At 63.2% G+C, this 24,758-nt stretch carries 23 protein-coding genes, 1 other RNA gene and 1 pseudogene; 14 read left to right on the top strand and 11 right to left on the bottom strand.

What is annotated here, in order from left to right; genetic code table 11:
- Nucleotides 1-13 precede the first annotated feature (13 nt).
- Entirely contained in the window at nucleotides 14-631 is a 618-nt protein-coding gene (locus ACYG9V_RS24510; RefSeq protein ID WP_352765054.1) for an MOSC domain-containing protein, read from the top strand.
- A 59-nt stretch (nucleotides 632-690) separates the two neighbouring features.
- On the opposite strand, the gene ACYG9V_RS24505 is transcribed toward ACYG9V_RS24510, so the two are convergent.
- Together ACYG9V_RS24505 and ACYG9V_RS24500 are read right to left on the bottom strand one after the other, a co-directional pair.
- Nucleotides 691-1,533: an SDR family oxidoreductase gene (locus ACYG9V_RS24505; RefSeq protein WP_352765055.1), complete on the bottom strand. Its 843-nt coding sequence runs from the start codon at nucleotides 1,531-1,533 to the stop codon at nucleotides 691-693.
- Between the two features lie 145 nt (nucleotides 1,534-1,678).
- Nucleotides 1,679-2,641, bottom strand: a complete 963-nt coding sequence (locus tag ACYG9V_RS24500; protein WP_352765057.1) for a D-amino acid aminotransferase — start codon at nucleotides 2,639-2,641, stop codon at nucleotides 1,679-1,681.
- Nucleotides 2,642-2,792: 151 nt separating this feature from the next.
- Here ACYG9V_RS24500 and ACYG9V_RS24495 point away from each other — a divergent pair, with 151 nt between their 5' ends.
- The gene (locus tag ACYG9V_RS24495; protein ID WP_352765059.1) at nucleotides 2,793-3,299 is read left to right on the top strand and encodes a hypothetical protein; all 507 of its coding nucleotides are present in this window, start codon (nucleotides 2,793-2,795) and stop codon (nucleotides 3,297-3,299) included.
- Between the two features lie 6 nt (nucleotides 3,300-3,305).
- On the opposite strand, the gene ACYG9V_RS24490 is transcribed toward ACYG9V_RS24495, so the two are convergent.
- Together ACYG9V_RS24490 and tsaA are read right to left on the bottom strand one after the other, a co-directional pair.
- The gene (locus ACYG9V_RS24490) at nucleotides 3,306-3,620 is read right to left on the bottom strand and encodes a DUF2293 domain-containing protein (RefSeq protein WP_352765060.1); all 315 of its coding nucleotides are present in this window, start codon (nucleotides 3,618-3,620) and stop codon (nucleotides 3,306-3,308) included.
- Nucleotides 3,617-4,123, bottom strand: coding sequence for a tRNA (N6-threonylcarbamoyladenosine(37)-N6)-methyltransferase TrmO (tsaA, locus tag ACYG9V_RS24485; protein WP_352765062.1), 507 nt, complete (start codon nucleotides 4,121-4,123; stop codon nucleotides 3,617-3,619). Before tsaA ends, ACYG9V_RS24490 begins: the two co-directional genes overlap by 4 nt.
- Nucleotides 4,124-4,289: 166 nt before the next feature.
- On the opposite strand from tsaA, the gene ACYG9V_RS24480 reads away from it, so the two are divergent.
- Both ACYG9V_RS24480 and metF read left to right on the top strand, forming a co-directional pair.
- The gene (locus ACYG9V_RS24480) at nucleotides 4,290-5,312 is read left to right on the top strand and encodes an ArsR/SmtB family transcription factor (RefSeq protein ID WP_023739873.1); all 1,023 of its coding nucleotides are present in this window, start codon (nucleotides 4,290-4,292) and stop codon (nucleotides 5,310-5,312) included.
- Nucleotides 5,312-6,229 carry a methylenetetrahydrofolate reductase [NAD(P)H] gene (metF, locus tag ACYG9V_RS24475; protein WP_023690856.1) on the top strand — a complete coding sequence of 306 codons (918 nt, stop codon included), beginning with the start codon at nucleotides 5,312-5,314 and terminating at the stop codon, nucleotides 6,227-6,229. Before ACYG9V_RS24480 ends, metF begins: the two co-directional genes overlap by 1 nt.
- Before the next feature lie 449 nt (nucleotides 6,230-6,678).
- On the opposite strand, the gene ACYG9V_RS24470 is transcribed toward metF, so the two are convergent.
- Entirely contained in the window at nucleotides 6,679-7,596 is a 918-nt protein-coding gene (locus tag ACYG9V_RS24470; RefSeq protein WP_023741708.1) for a DMT family transporter, read from the bottom strand.
- A 211-nt stretch (nucleotides 7,597-7,807) separates the two neighbouring features.
- On the opposite strand from ACYG9V_RS24470, the gene ACYG9V_RS24465 reads away from it, so the two are divergent.
- On the top strand, nucleotides 7,808-9,028 hold the full coding sequence (locus ACYG9V_RS24465) for an alanine racemase (protein ID WP_023668250.1): 1,221 nt from the start codon (nucleotides 7,808-7,810) through the stop codon (nucleotides 9,026-9,028).
- Here the strand turns inward: ACYG9V_RS24465 and ACYG9V_RS24460 are convergent.
- Nucleotides 9,025-9,756: an SDR family oxidoreductase gene (locus tag ACYG9V_RS24460; protein WP_023690857.1), complete on the bottom strand. Its 732-nt coding sequence runs from the start codon at nucleotides 9,754-9,756 to the stop codon at nucleotides 9,025-9,027. The genes ACYG9V_RS24465 and ACYG9V_RS24460 overlap by 4 nt on opposite strands.
- Nucleotides 9,757-9,887: 131 nt before the next feature.
- On the opposite strand from ACYG9V_RS24460, the gene ACYG9V_RS24455 reads away from it, so the two are divergent.
- Complete coding sequence (locus ACYG9V_RS24455) at nucleotides 9,888-10,787, top strand: LysR family transcriptional regulator (RefSeq protein WP_352765064.1); 900 nt, start codon at nucleotides 9,888-9,890, stop codon at nucleotides 10,785-10,787.
- Nucleotides 10,788-10,812: 25 nt separating this feature from the next.
- Here ACYG9V_RS24455 and ACYG9V_RS24450 read toward each other — a convergent pair whose 3' ends face one another.
- A complete protein-coding gene (locus tag ACYG9V_RS24450; protein ID WP_023729359.1) occupies nucleotides 10,813-12,042 on the bottom strand; it encodes a lytic murein transglycosylase in 1,230 nt (409 codons plus the stop codon).
- 32 nt (nucleotides 12,043-12,074) lie between these two features.
- Nucleotides 12,075-12,872 carry a glycoside hydrolase family 25 protein gene (locus ACYG9V_RS24445; protein WP_023705561.1) on the bottom strand — a complete coding sequence of 266 codons (798 nt, stop codon included), beginning with the start codon at nucleotides 12,870-12,872 and terminating at the stop codon, nucleotides 12,075-12,077.
- 283 nt (nucleotides 12,873-13,155) lie between these two features.
- Between ACYG9V_RS24445 and ACYG9V_RS24440 the strand changes: the two genes are divergently transcribed.
- A complete protein-coding gene (locus tag ACYG9V_RS24440; RefSeq protein ID WP_352765066.1) occupies nucleotides 13,156-14,535 on the top strand; it encodes a serine hydrolase domain-containing protein in 1,380 nt (459 codons plus the stop codon).
- A 123-nt stretch (nucleotides 14,536-14,658) separates the two neighbouring features.
- On the opposite strand, the pseudogene ACYG9V_RS24435 reads toward ACYG9V_RS24440, so the two are convergent.
- The 3 genes and pseudogenes from ACYG9V_RS24435 to ACYG9V_RS24425 all read right to left on the bottom strand — a co-directional run.
- Nucleotides 14,659-15,315, bottom strand: a pseudogene (locus ACYG9V_RS24435) (class I SAM-dependent methyltransferase); the annotation flags it as partial.
- Nucleotides 15,312-16,610: a BtaA family protein gene (locus tag ACYG9V_RS24430; protein ID WP_352765068.1), complete on the bottom strand. Its 1,299-nt coding sequence runs from the start codon at nucleotides 16,608-16,610 to the stop codon at nucleotides 15,312-15,314. The pseudogene ACYG9V_RS24435 and the gene ACYG9V_RS24430, both read right to left, overlap by 4 nt.
- Nucleotides 16,611-16,641: 31 nt before the next feature.
- Nucleotides 16,642-20,601, bottom strand: a complete 3,960-nt coding sequence (locus ACYG9V_RS24425) for a hydantoinase B/oxoprolinase family protein (protein WP_352765069.1) — start codon at nucleotides 20,599-20,601, stop codon at nucleotides 16,642-16,644.
- A gap of 177 nt (nucleotides 20,602-20,778) precedes the next feature.
- On the opposite strand from ACYG9V_RS24425, the gene ACYG9V_RS24420 reads away from it, so the two are divergent.
- The 7 genes from ACYG9V_RS24420 (at nucleotide 20,779) to ACYG9V_RS24390 (ending at nucleotide 24,758) form a co-directional block, all read left to right on the top strand.
- Entirely contained in the window at nucleotides 20,779-20,976 is a 198-nt protein-coding gene (locus tag ACYG9V_RS24420; RefSeq protein WP_023668260.1) for a hypothetical protein, read from the top strand.
- Nucleotides 20,977-21,185: 209 nt separating this feature from the next.
- A complete protein-coding gene (locus ACYG9V_RS24415; protein ID WP_023668261.1) occupies nucleotides 21,186-21,905 on the top strand; it encodes a J domain-containing protein in 720 nt (239 codons plus the stop codon).
- Nucleotides 21,902-22,669 (top strand): N-acetylmuramoyl-L-alanine amidase, encoded by a 768-nt coding sequence (locus ACYG9V_RS24410; protein ID WP_352765071.1) that lies wholly within the window; start codon nucleotides 21,902-21,904, stop codon nucleotides 22,667-22,669. The genes ACYG9V_RS24415 and ACYG9V_RS24410 overlap by 4 nt, the downstream gene beginning before the upstream one ends.
- A 184-nt stretch (nucleotides 22,670-22,853) precedes the next feature.
- Nucleotides 22,854-23,558 carry a lytic transglycosylase domain-containing protein gene (locus ACYG9V_RS24405; protein WP_023682146.1) on the top strand — a complete coding sequence of 235 codons (705 nt, stop codon included), beginning with the start codon at nucleotides 22,854-22,856 and terminating at the stop codon, nucleotides 23,556-23,558.
- A 50-nt stretch (nucleotides 23,559-23,608) separates the two neighbouring features.
- Nucleotides 23,609-24,006, top strand: an RNA gene (gene rnpB / locus ACYG9V_RS24400) — RNase P RNA component class A.
- Nucleotides 24,007-24,184: 178 nt separating this feature from the next.
- Nucleotides 24,185-24,469 carry a type II toxin-antitoxin system ParD family antitoxin gene (locus tag ACYG9V_RS24395; protein ID WP_023668264.1) on the top strand — a complete coding sequence of 95 codons (285 nt, stop codon included), beginning with the start codon at nucleotides 24,185-24,187 and terminating at the stop codon, nucleotides 24,467-24,469.
- A gap of 109 nt (nucleotides 24,470-24,578) precedes the next feature.
- Complete coding sequence (locus ACYG9V_RS24390; RefSeq protein ID WP_460222076.1) at nucleotides 24,579-24,758, top strand: type II toxin-antitoxin system RelE/ParE family toxin; 180 nt, start codon at nucleotides 24,579-24,581, stop codon at nucleotides 24,756-24,758.

Genomic DNA, 24,758 nt, shown 5'->3' with positions numbered 1-24,758 from the left:
AAGGAACGAAGCCATGCTGGACCTCTTCCCGGAGTCTGAGAAGCCGGTCGACATCATCCCCGCCAGGAAGCTGTCCGCCAAAGTGGCCGCTTTGTACGTCGCCCCGTCGAATCACTTCCAGACGCGCCCGGTGGAAGCATTGCAGCTCGGTTTCGAAGGCATCGACGGCGACTTCCACGCCGGCGCCACCCGTCGTTCCGGCGGTCGCGAACCCTGGTATCCGCGCGGCGCCGAAATCCGCAACGAGCGGCAGATATCAATCGTAGCCGCCGATGAACTCGCCGTCGTTGCCGAGCGGATGGGGCTGGCCGAGATCAAGCCGGAATGGATCGGCGCCAATCTGCTGATCGAAGGCGTGCCGCATCTCTCGATGCTGCCGTCAGGCACGCTGCTGTTCTTCAGAAGTGGCGTGACGATCAAGGTCGATGCGCAGAACGGACCTTGCCGCCTTGCCGGACGTTCGATTGCCGAAAACGCCGGGATGGCCGATCGGGAGGCCGGCGCGCTGGCCTTCCCGAAGGCGGCGAAACGGCTGCGCGGCCTCGTTGCCTGGGTCGAGAAACCGGGTCGTATGACAACAGGGGAAGAGATCTCGGTGCGCGTGCCCGAGCAGTGGATTTATCGATCCTAGTACCGGGCTAGGGCAAGGGCTGCGCCGCCGGGGCGACGCAGCCGGGTTTCAAGACGCGCTCAGGCCGCCTTGCGGTTCTTCTTGGCGCCCTGCGCCTCGACGGAAACGTGGTCCCACTTTTCCCAAAGCGCGATGCGGTTGGCGTATTCCTGCTTGATCATCGGCAGGCCGCCATCGCCGAAGAAGACGCGCAGCGGCGGCTCGGCCGCGTCGACGATTTCAAGCATCGCCGGTCCGGTGGCATCGGGGTCCCCGGCGACCGAGTTGGCGCGGCGTTCCGCCATCTTGGCGCGGGCCGGCGCGTAAGCCTCGATCGCTTTGGAGACCTTGGCCGAGGCGCCGGACCAATCGGTGGAGAAGCCGCCCGGTTCGACAAGCGTCACATGGATGCCGAATTCGGCGACCTCGATGCTGAGCGACTGGCTGAAGGCTTCGAGCGCCCATTTCGAGGCATGGTAAAGGCCGAGCGAGGCAAAGGCGTTGACGCCGCCGATCGACGAGATCTGGATGATATGGCCGGAGCCCTGCGCCCGCATGATCGGCAAAGCCGCCTGGGTGACCCAGAGCGCGCCGAACACATTGGTCTCGATCTGGTCGCGGGCTTCCTGTTCGCTGACTTCCTCGATGGCGCCGAAATGGCCATAGCCGGCATTGTTGATGACGACGTCGAGCCGGCCAAAGCGCTTGTGCGCCTCGGCGATGGCCGCATCGACAGCCTTCTTGTCGGTGACGTCGAGCTTGATCGCGGCGACATTATCGCCGTATTTCGCGACGAGATCGGCGAGCGTGCCGGCATCGCGCGCGGTTGCGGCGACACGGTCGCCGCGAGCGAGTGCGGCCTCGGCCCAGACTCGGCCAAAGCCTTTCGACGATCCGGTGATGAACCAAACCTTGCTTGTCATGACGTGGAATCCTTGCCCATGCGGGCCGTGAACTGGGAAGCGGAGGCTTCTCCGCTTCCGCGATATACCGTGCGTCGAGCGATTTTCCAGAGGCGAGGGGAAATCTTTTTGGTCACGACATCGTGTGGAGCAGGACCTTCGCCGGTCAGGGATAGCGCACCGGGCTCGACCAGGCCGGGTCGTCATGCTTTTGCCAGTAGAGCGCCATCAAGCGCTTTGTGATCGCGCCTATCTTGCCGTCAGCGACAGCAGCGTCGTCGATCACCGTCACAGGCATGATGCCGCCGGCGGTGGAAGTGATGAAGACTTCGTCGGCAGCCTTCAGCGCGGCAACGCTGACGTCGACGGCCGTGGTGGGAAGCGCTGCCTCGGCGCAGAGGTCGAAGACGGTGCGCCTGGTGATGCCGGGCAGCACGCCGGCGGCTGGCGTCGACAGCCTGCCGTCCTTGACGCAGAACACGTTGAAGCCGGGGCCTTCGGCGACATTGCCGTTGAAGTCGAGAATCAATGCGGTTTCGGCCCCACGGTCATAAGCGTCGTAGAGGCCGCGCACGAGGTCGAGCCAGTGGTAGTTCTTGATCGCCGGATCGATCGAGACCGGCGGAATGCGCACCTTGTCGCTAATGGCGACATGCAGGCCGCGCCGCAACTGCTCGGCATTGGCGACCGAGCCGAAGGGAACTGCGAAGGCCATGAAGCGGTTGACCGCCTGGCGCGGATCGCGGCTGAAGGTCGGCGAGGCGCCGCGTGTGCACAGCATTTCGACATAGGCGGCGCGATGGCCCGACAGCGCCACGCAATTGTGCAGAATCTCGGCCACGCCATCGCGGTCGGACGGGATCGTCATGCGCAGTTTTTGCAAGCCGGCGAAGAAGCGGTCGAGATGCAGGTCGAGTCGGAAGAAGCTCCCGTCCCAGACATGCACGGTGTCGTAGGTGGCGTCGGAATGCAGAAAGCCCCAATCCAGCACCGAGATCTTGGCCTGCGACATCGGCAGATACTGACCATCGAGAAAGGCGATGCCGTCGGGATAGGAATGCGGATCGATATGGCGATCCGACAAAGCCGGCAATGGCACAATGCTACCGGCTGCTGCGCTTCGGTTCATGGCGATTGGTCCTTCGGCTTGATGCGGCAGAGTCAAGCTAGTGGTCCCCTGCAGGCGGCATAGGGCCACCCAACCATCGCCGTTTGTGCTAGGTAGCACATTCGATATGCCCTATGGTCCGGCTTGAAAATATCCGGCCGGGAGGGGCAAAATGGGCAGATCTTTTCGGACCATCAGCTTTGCAATTTTCCTCGTCTTCGTCACTGGCGATGCCTTCGCGCAATGCGCTCGCGAGGGCGAGGCGCTGTGCCAGAACGGCCAGACCTATCGTTGCGAGAAGACGGGCGGCGAACTGACGCCGATCTTTCAGAACGTGCCTTGCGTGGTCAACGCGGCGGGGCTCAACGGCGTCTGGACCGGCAGCGGTCATCAAAGTCCGGCCGGCGCTGCCGGCGCCGATTGGGCGATCGCCATGACCATTGGCGATGGCGCCGCGTCGATCGACTATCCATCGCTCGGCTGCGGCGGATCGTTGACCCAGATTTCTCGCGACGACAGTTCGGCGGAATACCGGGAAAGCATCAGCTACGGCCAGGACAAGTGCATCGACGGTGGCGGCATCACCGTCCGATTTTTCAAAGGGAACCTGTCCTGGACCTGGGTTGGCCAGGCCGACGGCCAGCCATACAATGCGGTTGCCGTATTGAAGCGACGGTAGCTGAAGTTATTCCTCTTCGTCCTCTGCATCGAGCAGGCGCGTGGCGCGCCAACGGGTCAGCACCATGTTTGTCTGCTCGATGACGAAGAACCGCGCCGAGTCGCGGTCATAGCCCTCGGCCAACAGCTTCTCATAGTCGGTATGGCCGTGCCTGACATGGGCGATCGTCGCCAGCCAGACCGCGATGCCCGGCGGCAGCGTCTTCATGTGCACGGCGCCGGCCTCGGTGCGGATTTTCTCCATATCGGCATAGGGCGCCAGGGGCAGCAGTGCGGTCAGCGCCTTGGCGATGGCGCGGCGGCGGCCGGTGGGCGCGCTCATTTTTCGTCACGCCCGGCAATGGTCGCCTCGGGAAAGGCGTCGGTCGAGGCGAAATAGGGCTTGATGTCGATCACCGGGGTGCCGTCGAGCACATCGATGGCGGCGATGGCGATGCGGCCGTGGTCTATGTCGACGGCGATCAGCCTGGCGATATGCAGCCCGATGGGGTTCGGCCGGGCAGGGGAGCGCAGCGAGAAAACGCCTTTCGGCTCAGCCGCATGACGGGGTTTCTGCACAATCAGTGCCCGCGGCGCGTGATGCAGCCAGGACAGGATGACGATGTGGCTGGCGCGGTCCAGCGCAAGCAGACCGTCGCGATAGGGTGGGTCGATGAGAACGGTGGCCGCCTGTCCGGTCTCGCGGGCGGCGCGCATGTTCTTCGGGCAGCTTTCGCGCGTGGTCCATGGCGAGGCGATGCGGCCGATGAACACGATATGGCCATCCGCCGGCATGTCAGCCGGGTCGGTCTGCAGGAGCTTTTCGCCGTCGTGCGTCTCGAACATGGCTTTCGCCCTAGCACAAGTTTCCAGCCGATCGTCAGGGAAAAGCAGTTCCTTCGGGCGGGGATCATGTGTGCGGCATTTTCTTGTCAGGAAGCGACATAGGCCTTGCCATGCCGTCGAAGGTGACATAAACATATGTTTATATCTTTTCAACGAGAATACGCTGATGCATGTTTCGCTCGATACGATGGTGGATACGCTGAAGGCTGCGGCCGAATCGAGCCGGCTGCGCATCCTGGCGCTGCTGTCGCGCGGCGATCTCACCGTGTCCGACCTCACCGAGATCCTCAGCCAGTCGCAACCGCGGGTGTCGCGGCATTTGAAGCTGCTGCTGGAGGCCGGGTTGATCGGCCGCTACCAGGAGGGCTCCTGGGCCTTCTTCCGGCTGTCGGATACGGATTCCGCGCGCGACTTCGTCATGGGGCTGGTCTCCGGCATTCGCGGCGCCGATCCGCAGGTCGAGCGCGATCTCGAGCGGTTGGCATCGGTCAAGCGCAAGCGGCAGGACCGTGCCGCCGAGTATTTCTCCGAGAACGCCGCCAGCTGGGATCACATCCGCTCGCTGCATGTGCCGGACCGCGCCGTGGAAGCCGCACTCCTCAAGCTGGTCGGCAAGCGGCCATTCCAGTCGATGCTCGACCTCGGCACCGGTACCGGGCGGCTGCTGGAGATATTTTCGCCGCTCTACCGGCGCGGCGTCGGCATCGACATGTCGCGGGAAATGCTGACGGTGGCGCGGGCCAATCTCGACAAGGCAGGCATCGCCAATGCGCAGGTCCGCCAAGGCGACATTTTCGCGCCGCCGGTCGAGCGCGACGCCTTCGACCTCGTCACCATCCATCAGGTGCTGCACTATCTCGACGATCCGGCACGCGCCATTCGCGAGGCGGCGCGGCTGCTGCGTCCGGCGGGCCGGCTGGTGATCGTCGACTTCGCGCCGCATGCGCTGGAATTCCTGCGCGACCAGCATGCGCATGTCAGGCTGGGCTTTTCCGACCGCCAGATCTCCGAATGGTTTGCCGAGGCCGGGCTCGATCTCGAGGATGCCCAGGAATTCGAGCCGCGCGGCGGCAACGAAGCCAGGCTGACCGTCAAGCTGTGGCTCGGCCGCGACCGCCGCATGCTGATCGCCGAGCCTTCAAATGACACCCAACCCACCAAAGCGTACCCTATGGGGGAAATCGCCTGATGAACCAGTTCCGCTTTTCCCGCCGTCCCGACATTGGCGACAAGGTCCGCGTCTCCTTCGAGTTCTTCCCGCCGAAGACCGACGAGATGGAAGCCAGGCTCTGGGACACCGTCACCAGGCTGGAGCCGCTGAAGCCGAGATTCGTCTCGGTGACCTATGGCGCCGGCGGCTCGACGCGGGAGCGCACGGCGCGCACGGTCAAGCGCATCCTGAACGAGACGGCGCTGACGCCGGCGGCGCACATGACCTGCGTCGATGCCGCCCGCCATGAGGTCGATGCCGTGGTCCGCGAATTCGCCGATATGGGCGTGAAGCGCTTCGTTGCGTTGCGCGGCGATCCGGCGGCGGGTGTCGGTACGGCCTACCGGCCGCATCCCGATGGCTATGCCAATGGCGCCGAACTTGTCGGAGCGCTGAAGGACGCCGGCGATTTCGACATCTCGGTCTCGGCCTATCCCGAAAAGCATCCGGAAAGCCCCGACTTCGCCACCGACTTCGACATGCTGAAGCGCAAGGCCGACAATGGCGCGACGCGGGCGATCACCCAGTTCTTCTTCGACAACGATCTCTACGAGCGTTATGTCGAGAAGGCGCGCCGTGCCGGCATCTACATCCCGATCGTGCCTGGCATCCTGCCGGTGCACAATTTCACCCAGGTCGCCAATTTCTCGGCACGCTGCGGCGCGCTGGTGCCGGCATGGCTGGCCGAGCGTTTCGAAGGGCTGCACAACGATCCGCAGACGCATGCGCTCGTGGCGTCTGCCGTGGCGGCCGAGCAGGTGCTCGATCTCGTCGAGCGCGGCGTCAGCGACTTCCATTTCTACACCATGAACCGGGCCGACCTGGTGTTTGCCATCTGCCATATGATCGGCATCCGCTCCCACGAAACAGAGGCAGCTGGATCCGCCGCCGCCTGAGCTTCATCGTGGTATGAAATCTGAAATGCAAAAGGCCGGGCGAAACACCCGGCCTTTCGAATTTGTGGGCTATTGCTGCTGTTCTTCCGCTCCGGCGGTTACGGAAGAACACCTATGATAAGGGCGCCAATGAAGGCAAATGCAGCACAGATCATCAATGCGTTGATTGGCCTCGTAAGTCCCATGTCATAGTCTCCTCTTCAAGAGCTATGGGTGGAGTCTAGGGGCATTTGTGCCACAGGCAAGCGGAAAATATGCTGCAATGCGACGCGATTGTGGAATTTGCGACCTGCCACCTGTCGTTAAGCGTTGAAACTCTTCGGCAAAAGCCGCTGGCAGCCTGTGAATAAATTGTGACGCGGCCGTGGCAAAAGCGAGGCATGGCAGCGCTACCAGAGCTAAAGCGCGTCGTTGTCCCAAAACCGCTGCGCACTTTTGGTCGACAGGCATTAGCGCCGACCAAACAACCGCCCGTCGATCGTCACCAGGCCAAGCGCGATCAGTGCCATGCCGCAGAACTCGAACAGAGCGAGCCGCTCGCCGAGGAACAGGAGGCCGAGCAGGATGGCGCTGGCCGGGACGATGAGCGTGACCAGCGAGGCGTTGGTGGCGCCGGCCGAGGCGACGAGGTTGAAATAGAGGATGTAGGCGAAGGCGGTGGAGAGCAGCGCCAGCGCCAGCACCGCCGTCCAGACCGGCGGCGAGGCCGAGAACAGGCCGGCCGGGCCATAGGTGAGCAGCACCACCGGGATCATGATGATGGTCGACGCCGTCAATTGTCCGGTGGCGATGACCGGCGAGGGCACGCCCTTGAAGCGGCGGGCAATCATCAGCGCGACGGCGTACGACAGCGAGGCGCCGATCAGCGCGAATTTCGCCCAGACCGGGCCGCCGAGCCCGGCCAGCAGGCCGGGGCCGATCATGACAGCGGTGCCGGCGATGCCGAGCCCGATGCCGGCAAGCTTGTTCCAGGAGAGCTTTTCGTCCGCTGTCAGCGCGTTGGCGAGGATCAGCGTCCAGAACGGCGTCGTCGCGTTGAGCACCGAGGCGACGCCGGCGCCAAGCGCGGTCTGGCCGGCAAAGATCAGCGAGAACGGGACGACATTGTTGGCGAGCGCCAAAAGGAAAAACGGGCCGGCATGCGGGAAGGCGAGGCGGAAGGACGGACCGCGAATGCCGAGATAGAGCTGAAGTGCGATGGCCGCGATGGCAACGCGAAACAGCACCAGCACCAGCGGGTGCATTTCGGCAACGGCGATGCGGGCAAAGAAGAACGAGCCGCCCCAGATGGCGCCGAGCAGCAGAAGCTGTCCCCAGTCCCTCAGCGTCATCGGTCCGCGCTGCACGGCTGTCGTGGCTATTGCCATCGTGAACGTCCTTCCCCGCGGCATCAATGCCAGCCACTCAGGCAGAAGGCATATCGGGTCCGGCGACAAGAGCCACCCGAAACCTGATTGCTGGCAACAGTGCTGCCAGGAGGGTGCGCCGCTGGGTCAGTGCCCGCCAGACACAGAATTGTTTTCTTTGGCCGCTAGCTTGGATTAATTGTGCGCAGCCGAGAAGTCAGGGGATTCGTCCATGCAGCGATTCGAGAATGCCCGCGAGGCGGCGCTGGCGCTTCGGCCGGACGATCCGGTCTACTGCTTTCGCCCGCAGGTGCTGAAGGCGGATGCCAAACAGTTCATGGGCATGTTTCCCGGCAAGACCGCCTACGCAGTCAAGACCAATGGCGAGCAGATCGTGCTGAAGGCGCTGGTCGAAGCCGGCGTCACCGCCTTCGATGTGGCCTCGCCCGGCGAGTTCGCCGCAGTGCGCGCCGTCTCACCCGACGCCGAGATGCTCTACATGCATCCGGTCAAGGCGCAGTCGGACATCAAGCTTGCGCTGGAAAAATACGCCATCCGCGTCATTTCGCTCGACCATGAGGACGAGATCACCAAGCTGACGCGGGTGGTGCGGGCGCTTGACATCGATCCGGGCTCCATCAGCGTGTTCGTGCGAATCCAGACCAAGGGTTCGGCGGCCTATGAACTGTCGAAGAAATTCGGCGCCGGGCCGGCCTATGCGGTGGAACTCGCCGAGCGGCTCAACCGCACCGGCTACAAGGTCGGCCTATGCTTCCATGTCGGCAGCCAGATCGAGGATCCCGACACCTATGAACGGGCGCTGGCCTCCGCCGATTGGGTGCGCAACCGGCTGACCTTCGACATTGCGGGGCTCGATGTCGGCGGCGGCTTTCCCGCCGAGTACGGCCATGACCCCAATCGCAAGCAGATCGAGATGCCGTCGCTCGGCCAGATCATGTCGCGGCTGTCGGGCGACCTCAGGGAATACCAGTTCGACCAGATCCCGTTGGTGGCCGAGCCCGGCCGGGTGATCGTGGCGCGCTGCCTCTCGCTGATCGTGCGGGTGCTGCTGCGCAAGGGCAAGCGGCTCTACATCAATGACGGCATCTGGGCGTCGCTGTCGGATTCTTGGACCGGCAAGATCACACTGCCGGCCCGCTTCATCCCCGATCCGGCGATCCGCTCGCGCAATGGCGAGGAGAAGAACATCGTGCCGTTCAAGGTCTGCGGCGCGACCTGCGATTCCGTCGACATCCTGTCGCGGCCGTTCTGGCTGCCGGAAACCGTCGACACCGGCGACTGGATCGAGATCGGCCATATCGGTGCCTATTCGCTGTCGCTGAGAACCCGCTTCAACGGCTTTTATCCCGATACCTTCGTCGAGGTGACGACACCCTTCGATGAAGGCGATGCGCCGCAGGGATTCGCCAGCCTAGAGACGATGGCGGACTAAGCGACCCCGCCACCGGCCTGGATATTCTCGCCGGTCAGCCAGCGGGCCTCGTCGCTGGCCAGGAAGACCGCGACATCGGCAACGTCGCGGGGCGCGCCGATCCTGCCAAATGGAGACATGCCGGCCGCCACGGCGCGATCGCGCTCGGGAAGCAGGTCCGTGTCGGTGAAGCCAGGCGACAGCGCATTCACGGTGATGCCGCGCGGTCCGAGTTCACGCGAGAGCACACGGACGAATTGTTCGACGGCGCCCTTGCTGCCGAGATAGAGCGCCGTTTGCGTGAAGAACATCTTGGTGCCGCCGGTGGAGACCGCGATGATGCGGCCGCCGTTTCGCACACGGCGCGCTGCTTCCTGAAGCACGAAGAACGTGCCCTTGGCATTGGTGCCGAAGACATGGTCGAAATCGGCTTCGGTTGCCTCGGTCAGAGGCTTGATGACGGCGACGCCGACATTGGCAACCACGATGTCGATCGCGCCGAACTCACTCTCAGCCTCGTCAAACAGGCGATGAATATCCGAGACGCTTGATATGTCGGCCTGGACGGCGATCGCCTTTCCTCCCTTGCCGGCGATGGCGGCCACGACCTCGTCAGCGGCTTCGTGGTTGCCGACATAGTTGACGACGACGGCAGCGCCCTTGGAGGCGAGTCCTTCGGCGATGGCTCGCCCAATGCCGCGCGAACTGCCGGTGACGAGTGCGGTTTTGCCTTGCAAGGACTTGGGCATGATACGTTTCCTTCAATCATTCAGGCCCGTGCCGGTTTCATCTGACGGGTCCGCTAGTCGAGAGATAGGGCCATGCAACTGATTAGATAATGGCCTATTATCTGACTAGCTTGTTAATCTAGGGATACACAATGCGCGGTTCTGAATTCACCGAGTTCAAGGCATTCGCCGCAATCGTGGAAGAGCGTAGTTTCGTCCGCGCCGCCGCCCGGCTGCGTGTTTCCCCGCCGGCGCTCAGCCAGTCGATCCGGCAGTTGGAGGCTCGCATCGGCGTCAGGTTGCTGAATCGCACGACGCGTAGTGTTTCACCCACTGGTGCTGGCGAGACGCTGTTTGCGCGCCTTGCCGTTGCGTTCGAAGAGCTGGAGGGCGCCGTAGCGGACATTCATGCCGCGCGTGATCGGCCGGCGGGTTCGCTACGAATAAACGTGCCGCGTGTTGCCGCGGTGCGGTTCATCGGCCCGATCCTTGGCGACTTCCAACGCGCCTATCCTGATATCGCGCTGACCGTCATCGTCGACGATACGCTGACCGACATTGTCCGAGGACGGTTCGATGCCGGAATCAGGCTTGGCGAGCGGCTGGAGAAGGACATGGTGGCAGTGAAACTGAGCGGGGATTTGCAGATGGCGGCGGTGGCCGCTCCCGTCTATCTTGAAAACCGGGCCATACCGCGCCATCCGCAGGAGTTGCATCAGCACCAATGCATAAAATTCCAGTGGCCTGGTGGCGGCAACCTCTATCGATGGGAGTTCGCGCGCGGCAAACGGTTTCTGGAAATCGCCGTCGAGGGCAGCCTGACTGTCAACGACTCCGAGCTGATGCTGAACGCGGCGCTGGGTGGAGCAGGCGTTGCCTACATGATCGACTATCAGGTCCAGTCCTGGATCGATGCGGGCAGGCTGATGAGATTTCTAGAGCCCTGGTCGCCCAGCTTTCCAGGCTTCTTCCTGTATCACCCGAGTTCGAGGCACGTCCCCCCGGCTTTGCGGGCATTTATCGACTTCGTCCGGGCAAGGAGTAGGGAATAAGGAACCCAGCTTGGGCAGATTCTACTCACAGTTTCCCCAAAAGCTCCGGCGTCGGCCAGCCGTCTACCGGCATGCCGAGCCGCATCTGTTCCTTGCGGATGGCTTCGCGGGTGTTGGTGCCCAGAATGCCGTCGACGGTGCCGACGTCATAGCCCCTGGCTTCGAGCTTGGTCTGCAATTCCTTCATCTGGTCGCCATTGAGCCCGGTTTCGGGATTGCGCGGGTCGAACTGCTTTGCCCCGGCCAGCCGGCTGGCGAAGTTGGCGGCGGTCAGCGCGTAGGTGAAGGACTGGTTCCATTCGAGATAGACGTCGAAATTGTCGTAGGCGAGGAAGGCCGGACCTTTGCGGCCCATCGGCAGCGCCAGGCCGGCCTTCAGGCCATTGTCGATCAGCGGCGTGCCATCGGGATTGGTGACGCCCCAGGCGGCCCATTGCGACAGCGGCAACTTGTTGGTGCGGCCGGTCTGCTCCCAGGGCATGTCCTCGGGCACGCGCACTTCCTCGATCCAGGGCTGGTCGCGTTTCCAGCCGCGCGACAGCACCTTGTTGGCCGTGGTCATGATCACGTCGGGTACGCTGCGCCTGAGGTCGACGATGCCGTCGCCGTCGCCGTCGACTCCGCGCGCGAGATAATCGGAAGGCAGGATCTGCGTCTGGCCGATCTCGCCGGCCCAGGCGCCGGTGACGTCGGCCGGAACGACGCCGCGATCGATCAGCGTCAACAGCGGCACCAGTTGCGGCCGAAACAGCTGCGGGCGGCGGCAGTCATGCGACAGCGTCACCAAGGCGCTCAGCGTGTGGAAATCGCCCTGGACGGCGCCGAAATCGGTCTCCAGCCCCCAGAAGGCGGTGATGATCGGCGCCTGGACACCGAACTGCTGGTCGGCGCGCGCGAAGATTTCGGCGTATTTCTTCAGATTGGCCGCGCCCTGCTTCAGCCGGTAGGCCGAGATCATGCGGTTGGAGAACTGGATGAAGGTCTGTGCGAAGACGCCCTGGGCGCGATCGCGCGCCAGCACCTTGTCGTCGATGGTGGCGGCTTCCAGTGCGTCAAGGCCGACAGCGCCGACACCGGCCGCCTTGGCTTCCGCCGCCACGCCTTGCTTCCAGGTTTCGAAGTCGCCGCCGCATTCCTGCGCCCCCGCCGGCATCGCCGTAGCGCCGAGCAGCAGGGCCGCGAGCAGCCCGGAGCGCAGGCGGCTCTTCGACTGTTTCCGGCGTAAATATCCCAGTGGCTGCAGGTAGGTGCGCATGGGACGTCGAAAAGCAGGCGGCTGAGCCGGTGTCAACGGGTGTTCTGCCGCAGCCACTTTTTCCAGGCTGCCTCAGTGCCGTTGAAGACGTTGATATCGGACTTGCCGGTCATGCCGGGAACGATACCGGTTCCGGTGTATTGCCAGAAGGTGAAAGGGTGGCTGCCGTACTTCTGGCGGGGGTGGCCGGCCACCGAGCGCAGCCAGTAGGGATAGCCGCGGAACGTCGAAAGGTCGTTATCGTCGAAGAAGTCGACCGAGGTGTAGATGATCGGCTTCTTGCCATAGTGCCGCTCGATCATCTCGAGAAAGGTGGTCATTTCGGCCCGCACCGTCGCCGAATCCGGGCGCAGCCGGCAGGTCGGCGATTGCGGGTTCCACTCCATGTCGAGCACCGGCGGCATGGCCGAGCGGTCGACGGGCACGTTCTGGATGAACCAGCGCGCCTGGGTGGCGGCAGGCGTGCAGAAGTAGAAAAAATGGTAGGCCGCGCGCGGAATGCCATTGGCCTTGGTGCGCGACCAATGCTCGTTGAAATACTCGTCGAAACGGTCGCCGCCCTCGGTCGCCTTGATGAAGGCGAAGGAGATGCCGCTGGCCTTGGCCGTCGGCCAGTCGACCGAGGTCTGGTATTTGGAGACGTCGGTTCCGTGAACGGCATAGTTCCAAGGCGCGCCGCTATCCCATTCATGCGGCTTGGAGTCTTCGAAACGCGGTGCGCGCACGGCAACCGTCGGGCTGCTGGATGGCGATATCGAGGGCACGAGATCGCCGGCGGTCGAGCAGGCGGCCAGCAGCGTCAACGTGATGAGGGCCGCGAAACGGCGCATCGCATTTCCCGAGCCGGAATCAGCCGGTCGCTGTTGGGTTGTCGATGCAGGTGCCCCTCAGGCGATCGCCCCACAGCATCGCCTGATACGCTATTTTCGTGCATGTCGTCGTCCCAAAACCGCTGCGCACTTTTGGGCGACATGCATCAGTGATCGCCGATCATGGTTGATAACAGGTTGACGGCGCTCGACAAGAACACCGATTTTGCGGAAGCAATGGCGGCAAATCGATGACATAAATCGGGCCGCAAGCCACGGGCAGCGGAAAAGCAGGGACGGAAAGATGCGGATCGCCGTGAAGATCATCAAATGGCTGCTCGGCCTGGTCGGGCTGGCGATAGCCGCGCTGTTTGCCTGGCTCTACATCGCTCCGCCCGACCTGATCCGCGTCGGTTCCGGCTATTCCGCCAAGATCGTCTGCTCGAATGTTTTTATCGCCGGCCGTGATCCCAATGAGGTGCTTGCCATCGACGTGCAGGCGCCCGGCCATCCGCTGCTCAGGCTGATGAAGGTGTCGGTCGACAAGAACAGGGGAACCGTCTCGGCCGGGCTGCTTGGCTTCCTCGGCAAGAGCGTTGCCGTTGCGCGCGCCGGCCTGGGTTGCGCCTCGGTTCCCGATGGCGACGTCGGCAAGGCACGGCGCACGTCAATCCCTGCCGAGGCGTCGGCGGCCACCAAGGGCGATCTGTGGCCCGGGGGAGATCGAGTCGACGCCTCGCAAAATCCCGAAATCAACAAGATCCTCGACGGTGCGGCGATGACCGGCATCGGCATGCGCGCCGTGGTGGTGGTCAAAAATGGCCGCATTGTTGCCGAGCGTTATGGCGAGGGCTTTTCGGCGAAAACGCCGCTGCTGGGCTGGTCTATGACCAAGACAGTCAACGCCGCGCTCGTCGGCACGCTGGTCAAGGACGGCAAGATGGCGGTGACCAATCAGGGCCTGTTCGGCTCATGGAAGGCGGACGGCCGCGCCGCCATCAGCCTTGCCGATATGATGGCGATGTCGAGCGGACTCGAGTTCAACGAGGATTATGGCGACGTTGCCGATGTGACGCGCATGCTCTACCTCGAACCGGATATGGCGGGCTTCGCCGAGGCCAAGCCGCTGACCGGCGACGTCGGCAAGGTCTTTTCCTATTCGAGCGGCACGGCGGTGATGCTGTCGCGGCTGTGGCAGGATGCTATCGGCGACAAGGACAAGGCGCTGATGTGGCCAAGGACAGCGCTGTTCGGGCCGCTCGGCATGCAAAGCGCGGTGCTCGAAACCGACGAGGAGGGTACCTTTGTCGGCTCATCCTACCTCTATGCCACGGGGCATGACTGGGCGCGGTTCGGCCAATTCCTGCTGCAGGGCGGCGTCTGGAACGGCAACCAGATCCTGCCGGCCGGTTTCGTCGACTGGATGCGCGAACCGGCACCGGCCTCGAAAGTCTACGGCAAGGGGCAACTTTGGATCGAAGCCCCGGGGGACGAAGGAAATCCCGGCGCCGGCGTCGCCGCCGGCCTGCCCAACGATACCTACTGGATGGAGGGCCATGACGGCCAGACGGTCGCCATCATCCCGTCGGAGCAACTGGTGGTGGTGCGGCTGGGGTTGACGCCGGCCAAGCTCGGCTACCGGCCGCAGGTGATGGTCGGCGCGCTGATGAAGGCACTGCGCTAGCTCCCTTTACCCTCCCCTTGATGGGGAGGGTCGGCGCGTAGCGCCGGGGCGGGGTGCCTGGCACTTCACCCCCACCCGCGCCTTCGGCGCGACCTCCCCCATCGAGGGGAGGTAAGAGTGCGCGATCTTGACGACCGCCAGCCAGGCATAGCCGCGATAAAGCGCGCCGAAACAGAAGCTTGCGCCGGTTCGCCGAGATTCCGATTCCAAGACTTCGCGCAATGATTCACGTGGCGTGACATGGAACTTCTTGAGCCAGCCGCGCAGGAATCTCCGGAACCAGTTGGGCAAGCCTTCCTGCTGGCCGAAATCGACGACATGCAGCGAGCCGCCGGGCGCGAGTGCCGCAAGGGCTGCCGAAACCGTCTTTTCCCAACCGGGGATCATCGACAGCGAATAGGACACGAAGATGCGGTCGAAGCGCTCGATGCCGAACAGCGTCTTGGCGTCGAAATCGGTGGCGTCGCCGCGTGCCAGCACGACGCGGCCGGACAGGCCGTCGCGGCCGATCGACTTGCTCGCCGTCTCCAGCATCTCGGCCGAGATGTCGAGGCCGTAGAGGCGGGCGTCGGGATAGCGGCGGGCGGCAAGCGCGATGTTGCGGCCGGTGCCGCAGCCAAGTTCGAGCACTCTGCCATTCGCCGGCACATCCAGCCCGGATATCATCTGGTCGCGGCCGAGCAGGTAATATTTGCGAGTCAGGTCGTAGATGTGGCGCTGCCAGCGATAGACGCCGTCCATCAGTTCGGCATGGTCGGCCGGCAGCTCGCTCGCGCTCATGCCGCGTGCTTCACATAGAGGTGGAAGCCGCCATAGATGGCCGAGCGGTCGCGGGCCGAACAGTCGCGCGAGGCCTCGTCCTCGTAGGTCCACTGGTCGAGCAGCGAGATCGAGACGCGGCCCGGCAGCAGGCTGGGCTCGGCGGCGGTGCGGAAGATGACTCGGGCGCCGACCGAGGCGGTGCGGGTGATCTCCGACCAAAGGGCATTGAGCTGGTCGTTCGTCATCCAGTCCTGCGCGTCGAGCAGGACGAAACGGTCGACGGTGCCTGCGTCCTTGCCGGCCAGAAATTCGATCAGATTGGCGTGGTGGATGCCGACGCGATCGACATTGTTGCGGATCGCCTTGTAGTTGGCCTCTTCTAGATAGGCGGGCAGGGCGGCCTCGCCCGGATTGGGATAGCGACGGGCGAAAGCCTGCCAGGCGAAGTAGTTGTTCTTCAGCGGAAAATCGCAAGCGAGCTTTTCCAGCCGGGCCTTCAGCACGCTGGCCATCGAACCATCGCCCGAGGTGATCAGCGAATCGTACTGCGCCGGCGGAATGCCGAGGCCGAACAGCGAAGCCTTGCGCGAGGTAGCCCAGCGCAACAGCTTCTTGTCGAAGACCGGCGCCAGCTCTTCGTTGAAGAAGCGGCGCTGGTCGGCGAGGCTCTTCGACGCCATGAGACCGGCGGGATCGACGCCGAAGAATTTGGCGATGCGGTGGCCCATGGCGATGAACAGGCCGAGCAGGCCGGTCTGGTAGAAATTGCGGTCGAAGACGGTGATGCGCCGGCGGCCGCGCCAGCTGCGACGCTCCCAATAGTGGCGGCTGACCGGGTCGAGATGCGGCGCGATGAAGCGGTCATAGGCTTGCGAATTGTGGTTGGTGTCGGCGGCGCCGAAGAAACGGAACAGATCGCCCTGCGAGGGCAGATGCCGCACCGCCTCCAGCTTCATCCGGTTCAAGGCGATGTGGGCGGCGTTGAGGTCGACCGCATCGACGCGTTCAGGCGAGCGGGTGAGGTAGGCGAGGATGTTGCAGCCGCCCGACGCTATGGTGACGACGCGGTGGCCCTGGCCAAGCTGCATGGCCTCCATGTCAACTTCAGGGTCTTCCCAGATCTGCGGATAGACAAGGCCGGAAAACAGCAGCGCGAACAGCCGCTCCGAGATGCCGGCCTTCGACAGCGGGCGGTTCTGGTAGACGGCCTTTCCAACTTCCTTGCCGCGGCGAAAAACGAGATCCGAGGAGACGTCCGTCATGGCAAAGTGATTCCCCATTTGCTTTGCCGCAAGCGGGTAACTCAGGGGCATGACAGGCGGGTGACAGGCTGTTGACGCGAGTTCAGGCCTTGCCAAATCCCCCCGGTGTCGGCGTTGTCAGGATGACGGCGTCGCCGGCGTCGAGCACGGTCTGGTCGCAGGCCTTCAGCGTCTCGACGCTGCCGTCGTTGCGGCGGACCTTGGTCGAGCCGACCTCGCCGTCACTGCCGCCATCGAGGCCTTGCGGCGGGCGGTTGCGGTGCGAGGACAGGATGGCGCATTCCATCTTTTCGAGGAAACGGATGGTGCGCCTGGTGCCGTCACCGGCATCCCATTCGCCTTTGCCGCCGGAGCCCTCGCGAATGTGGAAATCCTCAAGCAAAACGGGAAAGCGCAATTCCAGCACCTCCGGGTCGGTGAGGCGCGAATTGGTCATGTGGGTGTGGACGCCGGATGTCCCGGCAAAGCCGCGGCCGGAGTTCATCCGGCCTGACGGCGAGCCGGAGCAGATGGTCTCGTAATACTGGTACTGCTTGTTGCCGAAGGTCAGGTTGTTCATCGTGCCTTGCGCATTGGCCATGGCGCCCATGGCTCCGAACAGCGCGTTGGTGACATGCTGCGAGGTCTCGACATTGCCGGCGACGACTGCTGCGGGGTAGGCCGGCTTCAGCATCGAGCCGTCGGGGATGATGATGTTGATGGGCCTGAGGCACCCGGCATTCATCGGGATCATGTCCTCGACCATGACGCGGAAGGCATAGAGCACGGCGGCGCGGGCGACGGGCTCGGGCGCGTTGAAATTGTTCTTCATGACAGGCGAGGTGCCGGTGAAGTCGACGGTCGCTTCGCTCTTTTGCCGGTCGACCGTGATCTTCACCTTGATCACCTGGCCGGTGTCGGTCGGGTATTCATACTGCGAGCTGTTAGGCAGCCTTTCCAGCACGCGGCGCACGCTTTCGGCGGCATTGTCCTGGACATGGCCCATATAGGCCTCGACGACATCGAGGCCGAAATGGGAGACCATTTTGCGCAGTTCCGCCACGCCCTTTTCATTGGCGGCGATCTGCGCCTTTAGGTCGGCGATGTTCTGGTGCGGGTTGCGGGCGGGGTAGGGGTGGTCGGTGAGCAGCGTTTGCAGCTCCGCCTCGCGGAATTTTCCGCGATCGACGACGCGGAAATTGTCGAACAGCACGCCTTCCTCGTCGACCGTGGTGGCAAGCGGCGTCATCGAGCCGGGGGCAGTGCCGCCGATATCGGCATGATGGCCGCGTGAGGCTACGTAGAAGATTACTTCCTCCCCCCTTGAGGGGGAGGTGGCGGCGGAGCCGCCGGAGGGGGTCGTTGCGGCAGTGCTCGACGCTCTTGTGGTGCCTTCTGAGAGGACCCCACCCGGCCGCTGCGCGGCCACCCTCCCCTCAAGGGGGAGGGAAAACACCGGCGTCACCACGGTGATGTCGGGCAGATGCGTGCCGCCATTGTAAGGTGCGTTCAGCGCAAAGACGTCGCCGGGGTGGATGTCGCCGGAGTTCAGCCGGATGATGGTTTCGACCGAGCGATCCATTGAGCCGAGATGCACCGGCATGTGCGGCGCGTTGGCGACCAGCGCGCCGTGGCGGTCGAAGACGGCGCAGGAGAAATCCAGCCTTTCCTTGATGTTGACGGAATAGGCGGTGTTCTGCAGCGTAACGCCCATCTGTTCGGCGATCGACATGAAGAGGTTGTTGAAGACCTCCAGCATCACCGGATCGGCTTCGGTACCGAGGGCAGCCGTGCGAACTTTCCGTTCGGTGCGGCGGATGACGACGTGATTGAGGTTGGTGATTTCGGCCCGCCAGCCCGGCTCGACGACGATGGTCTGGTTCGGCTCGATGATCAAAGCGGGGCCTGCGATCAGGTTGGATGGGCGCAGATTTTCGCGACGATGGATGCCGGCCTCATGCCAGCGGCCCTCGGTGTAGATGCGCCGCGTTCCGGACGCACCCGCTTCAACCCTTGCCGGTCCGGCGGGCGCAACGGCTTCGGCCGTGGTCTCGACGATCTCGGCGCCTTCCACGCCAACGGTCTCGACGATCATCGGCTTGTCATCATAGACGAACCCGAACTGCGCCTTGTGGGCGATTTCGAAATCGCGCCTGGCCTGGAAGATCGAGTCGCCTTCGAAATTCACCGGCAGCGTGGTGTCGGTGCCGTCATAGCGGATGTGCAGCACCGGCTTTGCCGCAATCTTGTCCTCGGCGATGCCTTGCGCTACCAATTCGGCGATGACGGCTTTTTTCAACGTGCCGATGAGGCTGCCCATCTGGGTCCTGGATTCTTCGGCAAGCGGCTTCAGCAGCGCCTGCTGCCGCGACGCGAAAACCGACGACAGGCCGATACCATAGGCTGAGAGCAGACCGGAGAAGGGGTGGATCAGTACCGCCTCCATGCCGAGCGCGTCGGCAACCAGGCAGGCATGCTGGCCGCCGGCGCCGCCAAAACAGTTCAAGAGATATTCAGTGACGTCGTAGCCGCGCTGCACGGAGATCTTCTTGATGGCATTGGCCATGTTTTCCACCGCGATGGTAACGAACCCTTCGGCGACGGCTTCCGGCGTGCGGCCATCGCCGATTTCGGCGGCGAGCGCAGCGAATTTTTTACGCACGGCGGCGACGTCCAGCGGCTGGTCCTGGCCGGGTCCGAAAATCGCCGGGAAGAAATCGGGCTGCAGCTTGCCCAGCATGACATTGGCGTCGGTGACGGCAAGCGGGCCGCCGCGGCGGTAGGCGGCGGGGCCGGGATTGGCGCCGGCGGAATCCGGCCCGGCGCGGAAGCGGCCGGCTTCGTAATGCAGGATCGAGCCGCCGCCGGCAGCGACGGTATGGATGCGCATCATCGGCGCACGGATGCGCACGCCGGCAACCTCGGTGTCGAAGGCGCGCTCATACTCGCCGTCATAATGGGCGACGTCGGTCGAGGTGCCGCCCATGTCGAAGCCGATGACTTTCTCGAAACCGGCGAGTTTCGCCGTTTCGACCATGCCGACGACACCGCCGGCCGGGCCGGACAGCAGCGCGTCCTTGCCCTGGAACATGTCGGCGGCGGTGAGCCCGCCCGACGACATCATGAACATCAGGCGAGGGTTTTCCCTGCCCCTCGAGGGGAGGGTGGCGGCGGAGCCGCCGGGTGGGGTTGGATCGACCGGGCTCAGCGCATTGGCGGTGCCTTCCGAGAGGACCCCCTCTGGCCGCTTTGCGGACTGCCCTTCGCTATGGCTCCGGGCGTTCGTCGCTGAAAAAGCCAAATCGTTGGCTTTTTCTCGGCCTTTGGCCGACCGCTCCTCACCCTCCAGAAGTGGGGAGATTGGCGTCGCGCCCAGTTCTCCCGCTACTCTTTGCACATAGCGCGACAGGATCGGCGACAGATAGGCATCGACCACGGTGGTGTCGCCGCGGCCGACCAGTTTGATCAGTGGCGAGACTTCATGGCTGACCGAGACTTGGCTGAACCCGATCTTGCGGCAGACTTTCGCCACCGCCTTCTCGTGGTCGGGATATTTCCAGGCATGCATGAAGACGATGGCCACCGCATCGATGCCGTCGGCCTTCGCCTGTTCGATGGCGGGCCGGCAGGCGGCGATGTCGAGCAAGCGCTCGACCTCGCCATTGGCGCGCACACGCTCGTCGATCTCGATGACCCGCTCATAAAGCTGTTCGGGAAGAATGATCTCCTTGGCGAAGATGTCTGGCCGCGCTTGATAGGCGATCTTCAGCGCGTCGCGAAAGCCCTTGGTGATGAGCAAAAGCACACGGTCGCCCTTGCGCTCCAGCAGCGCATTGGTGGCGACGGTGGTACCCATCTTGACGTCACCGACCAGGCCCGGAGGAATAGCGGTGCCGGATTTCAGCCCCAGAAGCTCGCGGATGCCGGCTATGGCCGCGTCGGGATAGGCTTCGGGATTTTCCGACAGGAATTTCCTGGGATGCAAACCGCCTTGCGGATCACGTCCGATCACGTCGGTGAAGGTGCCGCCGCGGTCGATCCAAAAATCCCATTTCTTGTCCACGCAGAACTCCGGCATTGCATTTGGGTCCAGACTGTTAGTTCGGCATCGCCCGGCCCGCAATCGGTAGTGCGCGGATGTTACATCAGGAAACGCAACGTTACGAAACTCATGGCCGTTTGATGCATTTTGCCTTCGACCGTTCACCGCAACGTGAGCGTGTGTTGAAGGAGAGATGTCATGAAAAAGCTCATTCTTGCTTCCGTTTCCGCCCTGGCCCTGTTCGGCGTTGCCGCCTGCAGCGACAGCGGTACGGATAACACCACCACCCAGAGCACCAATCCGCCAGCCGCCGAGCCCATGAAGCCGGCGACGCCGGATGCACCGAAGCCTGCAGAACCGGCTCCGGCAACACCTGCTCCTGCCCCCGCGCAGTAGCAGCAGTCCCGGTCACTTTGACGTGACGAGAGAGGAGGCCGGCTTCGCGCCGGCCTTCCTGCGTTTAGGTCGATTCGGGGCTCAAGGGCCTTGAACCGGCTCTTTCCTACGGTTTGGGATCTGGCGCGTCGGTTGCTCGCGTAAATTCGATCCCCTCTGCGGCGCTGTCTTGGCTTGATAGCAATGGCCGGCGGCCCTAATAAGCGCTCATGTCGATTTGGGATCGCCTCGGCGACTTCATCACCCGCGTTTCATCTTCAGCCACGTCCGGCGTAGCCGATGTGGTCGAGGCCGTGCGCACGGTTTTCTCCGGTGACGCCGATCTGCGCCGGCGTGTCGCCTTCTCTGTGGCGATGATTGCGCTGTCAGCCAAGATGGCCAAGGCCGATGGCATCGTCACCCAGGACGAGGTTCGCGCGTTCCAGGAAATATTCGAGGTGCCGCGAGAACAGACCCGCAATGTGGCGCGGCTTTACGATCTGGCCAAGCGCGACGTCGCCGGGTTCGAGACCTATGCCGAGAGTATGGCGCAGATGTGCGGCTCGGGCCATTCGAACTGCGTCATGCTGGAAGACATACTCGACGGTCTGTTCCATATCGCCAAGGCGGATGGGCTGGTGCATGAGCGCGAAGGGATTTTCCTGCACCGTATTGCCGAGATTTTCCGCATCGACGAGGTGCACTACGAGGCCATCATGGCCAGGCACGTCAATCTCGGCGCCGGCGATCCCTATATCGTGCTCGGCATTGAGCGCGGCAAGCCGTTCGAGGAGGTCAGGAAGCGGTATCGCAAGCTGGTCTCCGACAATCATCCGGACCGGCTGATCGCGCGCGGCCTGCCGCAGGAATTCATCAAGATCGCAACGACCAGGGTCGCGGCGATCAACGCGGCCTATGAGATGATCGAGCGGGGCCTCAGGCACGCATGAGCGGCTTCCTGCCCGACGAGCCAGGCGCCGAGGTCAGGGTATCGCCGAATTTCGGCCCGCGGCGCGAAACGCTCAGGCCCGATATGATCGTGCTGCACTATACCGGCATGGCGACTGGTGCTGCCGCGGAAGCCTGGTTGTGCGACCCCGCAAGCGAAGTCTCGTCGCACTACCTCGTCCATGAGGATGGCCGCATCATCCAGATGGTGCGCGAAAGCGACCGCGCCTGGCATGCCGGTGCAAGTTCCTGGTTCGGTCGTCGCGACATCAACTCCTGTTCGGTCGGCATCGAAATCGTCAATCCCGGCCATTCGCTCGGCTATTCGGCCTTTCCCAAGCGGCAGGTGGAAGCGGTGATCGGGCTTTGCCTTGGTATCATCGAACGCCATTCCATTACGGCGCAAAGGGTGCTTGCCCATTCCGACATCGCGCCGGGGCGCAAGATCGACCCGGGCGAGAAATTCCCCTGGAAGGCGCTGTTTGCGGCCGGGGTCGGCCATCTCGTGCCTGCGGCGCCGGTCCGGCGCGGCGCGGCGCTGAAGGCCGGCGATACCGGCGCCGAGGTCGAGACACTGCAGTCGATGCTGGCGCTCTATGGCTATGGCGTCGAGATATCAGGTGTCTTCGACCGCCAGACCGAAATCGTCGTCGAAGCTTTTCAGCGGCATTTCCGACCACGCCTGGTGGATGGCGTCGCCGACGGCTCTACGTCTAGCACGCTGCAAAGCCTGCTGACTTCCCTTAGGTCAGTTGCGTCTAAATAATCTTTTCCTGATATTCAAGTTACAGCCTGTCACTGAAAGTGAATTGCCTCGCCTTGTTCGACACAAATTCCGCCCTCAAAGGCAGTTCGTGCAAGTTATCGGACCTCCAGCCCCCCGGATGCTCCGATATTGATTAGGCGTTGCTGCGTGAAGATCTTCGCGCGGCCAAACAGAACAGGACCACATGCAGAAATTGACCGTTGTAACGGCAGCTATTGCTGCCGGAGTAATGACTTTTGCCTTCAGCACGGCCGATGCCGCACCACTGAGCCAGAGGGCAGACCAGGGCTTCATCGCCGCACCCGCCAAGGCCACCATGACGAAGGCAAACCCGAAAGCAAAAAGGGCAACCACCGCGAAAGTGCGCAAAGCAGCCGTGGTGAAGGCCAGAAAAGCCACGGCCAAGAGGCATTTTAAGCGCAACAGGAAGAGCGTCGACCTGACGACGACCGCATCGATCCGCCCAAGCACCGCTGCGGAGTCGACTGCGGCAGCCGCGCTTGGCGGCCAGTATTCGGCAATCATTGCCCGCTATGCCGCGGCCGAAGGCGTGCCGGTGTCGCTGGCCCAGGCGGTCATCAAGATCGAGAGCAACTACCGGCCGAACATCGTCGGCGGCGCGGGTGAAATCGGCCTGATGCAGATCAAGCCGGCAACGGCGCGGATGATGGGTTACAGCGGCTCCGCCAAGGGTCTGTTCGATCCCGACACCAACATCAAATACGGCATGAAGTACCTTGCCATGGCGCGCAATCTCGGCGGCGGCACCACCTGCGGCACGATCCTGAAATACAATGCCGGCCATGCCGCGACGAGGATGAACCCGGTGTCGGCGGCCTATTGCGGCAAGGTCAAGGTGCAGTTGGCGGCATTGGGATCGCCGGCATAAGTCTGCTTTTTCATTTGCGTTTTGGAACGTGAACCCCTTTATACGCTCTGCCAGCTGGCCGGGCGGCCGCACCCGCAAAGCCGAAAGGCTGCGGGTGAGGAAAGTCCGGGCTCCATGGAAACACGGTGCCGGTTAATGGCCGGCGGGGGCGACCCCAGGGAAAGTGCCACAGAAAGCAAACCGCCACGATTTATCGGGGCAAGGGTGAAAGGGTGGGGTAAGAGCCCACCGCGCGACTGGCAACAGGAGCGGCACGGTAAACCCCACCGGGAGCAAAACCGAATAGGGACGGTGCGAGGGGAAACCTTCGAGGGCTGTTTCCGGCTCACCGTCCGGGTAGGTTGCGTGAGGCGCATGGCAACATGCGCCCAAGATGAATGGCCGCCACGTTCTCGCCCCGAAAGGGGCGAGGGCCATACAAAACCCGGCTTACAGGCCAGCTGGCAATTTCTCCCCCATATCGCGATTAATCCTTTGGATCAGCAGTCTGCGCCTTCGGGCGCAGCTGGCGATTCAGGTGCTTGAGCGATTGAATCAAGTACGCATGCTGGGGTCGAGACAAACGCATTTGAAGCTGGTACGATTTAATCGTACCATGATTGTCATGGTTTGATCAGGAGCGCATCATGGGTCACGTCGACAAACGCAGCATCACGCTTTCGCCGGAACTGGCGGCGGCGGTCGACGATGTCGTGGCCGCCGGCGAATATGCCTCGGCCAGCGAAGTCATCCGTGATGCGCTGCGGCAATGGAAAGACCGCCGCGATCTTCTCGGCTACACGGTCGAGGAATTGCGCAGGCTGGTTCAGGAGGGGATCGACAGCGGACCGGCGGTGGACGGCCAGCCCTTCATGGACCGGCTGCGAGCCAAATATCACAGGATGTCGGAAGCTGCAGGCTCGGAAGAGTGAAATATCGGCTGCTTCCTCAGGCGATATCAGATGTCGAAGGCATCGGTGACTACATTGCGGAACATAGCCCAAAGGGAGCCATGCGCCTTGTGGACGCTTTGGAGAGGCGCTGGACACTGCTCACCTTGCACCGTTCTCAGGTGCGCCGCGCGATGATATCGCGCCCGGCATTCGTCATCTGATCGTCGGCGAATATGTCACTCTGTATCGCATGGGCGAAGACGCGATCGAGATCGTCCGCGTTTTGCACGGCAGGCGCGATATTGGCGCCGACGACTTGGTGACCTAA

Source organism: Mesorhizobium sp. W016, assembly GCF_054719485.1.
The sequence above is the reverse complement of the archived record's forward strand: the minus strand, read 5'-3'. Positions and strand labels throughout refer to the sequence as shown.

What these genes read in the sequence shown, in the direction of transcription:
- ACYG9V_RS24510 (WP_352765054.1), top strand. Translation starts at nt 14, where the DNA reads ATGCTGGACCTCTTCCCGGAGTCTGAGAAGCCGGTCGACATCATCCCC.
- ACYG9V_RS24505 (WP_352765055.1), bottom strand. Translation starts at nt 1,533, where the DNA reads ATGACAAGCAAGGTTTGGTTCATCACCGGATCGTCGAAAGGCTTTGGC.
- ACYG9V_RS24500 (WP_352765057.1), bottom strand. Translation starts at nt 2,641, where the DNA reads ATGAACCGAAGCGCAGCAGCCGGTAGCATTGTGCCATTGCCGGCTTTG.
- ACYG9V_RS24495 (WP_352765059.1), top strand. Translation starts at nt 2,793, where the DNA reads ATGGGCAGATCTTTTCGGACCATCAGCTTTGCAATTTTCCTCGTCTTC.
- ACYG9V_RS24490 (WP_352765060.1), bottom strand. Translation starts at nt 3,620, where the DNA reads ATGAGCGCGCCCACCGGCCGCCGCCGCGCCATCGCCAAGGCGCTGACC.
- tsaA (WP_352765062.1), bottom strand. Translation starts at nt 4,123, where the DNA reads ATGTTCGAGACGCACGACGGCGAAAAGCTCCTGCAGACCGACCCGGCT.
- ACYG9V_RS24480 (WP_023739873.1), top strand. Translation starts at nt 4,290, where the DNA reads ATGCATGTTTCGCTCGATACGATGGTGGATACGCTGAAGGCTGCGGCC.
- metF (WP_023690856.1), top strand. Translation starts at nt 5,312, where the DNA reads ATGAACCAGTTCCGCTTTTCCCGCCGTCCCGACATTGGCGACAAGGTC.
- ACYG9V_RS24470 (WP_023741708.1), bottom strand. Translation starts at nt 7,596, where the DNA reads ATGGCAATAGCCACGACAGCCGTGCAGCGCGGACCGATGACGCTGAGG.
- ACYG9V_RS24465 (WP_023668250.1), top strand. Translation starts at nt 7,808, where the DNA reads ATGCAGCGATTCGAGAATGCCCGCGAGGCGGCGCTGGCGCTTCGGCCG.
- ACYG9V_RS24460 (WP_023690857.1), bottom strand. Translation starts at nt 9,756, where the DNA reads ATGCCCAAGTCCTTGCAAGGCAAAACCGCACTCGTCACCGGCAGTTCG.
- ACYG9V_RS24455 (WP_352765064.1), top strand. Translation starts at nt 9,888, where the DNA reads ATGCGCGGTTCTGAATTCACCGAGTTCAAGGCATTCGCCGCAATCGTG.
- ACYG9V_RS24450 (WP_023729359.1), bottom strand. Translation starts at nt 12,042, where the DNA reads ATGCGCACCTACCTGCAGCCACTGGGATATTTACGCCGGAAACAGTCG.
- ACYG9V_RS24445 (WP_023705561.1), bottom strand. Translation starts at nt 12,872, where the DNA reads ATGCGCCGTTTCGCGGCCCTCATCACGTTGACGCTGCTGGCCGCCTGC.
- ACYG9V_RS24440 (WP_352765066.1), top strand. Translation starts at nt 13,156, where the DNA reads ATGCGGATCGCCGTGAAGATCATCAAATGGCTGCTCGGCCTGGTCGGG.
- ACYG9V_RS24430 (WP_352765068.1), bottom strand. Translation starts at nt 16,610, where the DNA reads ATGCCCCTGAGTTACCCGCTTGCGGCAAAGCAAATGGGGAATCACTTT.
- ACYG9V_RS24420 (WP_023668260.1), top strand. Translation starts at nt 20,779, where the DNA reads ATGAAAAAGCTCATTCTTGCTTCCGTTTCCGCCCTGGCCCTGTTCGGC.
- ACYG9V_RS24415 (WP_023668261.1), top strand. Translation starts at nt 21,186, where the DNA reads ATGTCGATTTGGGATCGCCTCGGCGACTTCATCACCCGCGTTTCATCT.
- ACYG9V_RS24410 (WP_352765071.1), top strand. Translation starts at nt 21,902, where the DNA reads ATGAGCGGCTTCCTGCCCGACGAGCCAGGCGCCGAGGTCAGGGTATCG.
- ACYG9V_RS24405 (WP_023682146.1), top strand. Translation starts at nt 22,854, where the DNA reads ATGCAGAAATTGACCGTTGTAACGGCAGCTATTGCTGCCGGAGTAATG.
- ACYG9V_RS24395 (WP_023668264.1), top strand. Translation starts at nt 24,185, where the DNA reads ATGGGTCACGTCGACAAACGCAGCATCACGCTTTCGCCGGAACTGGCG.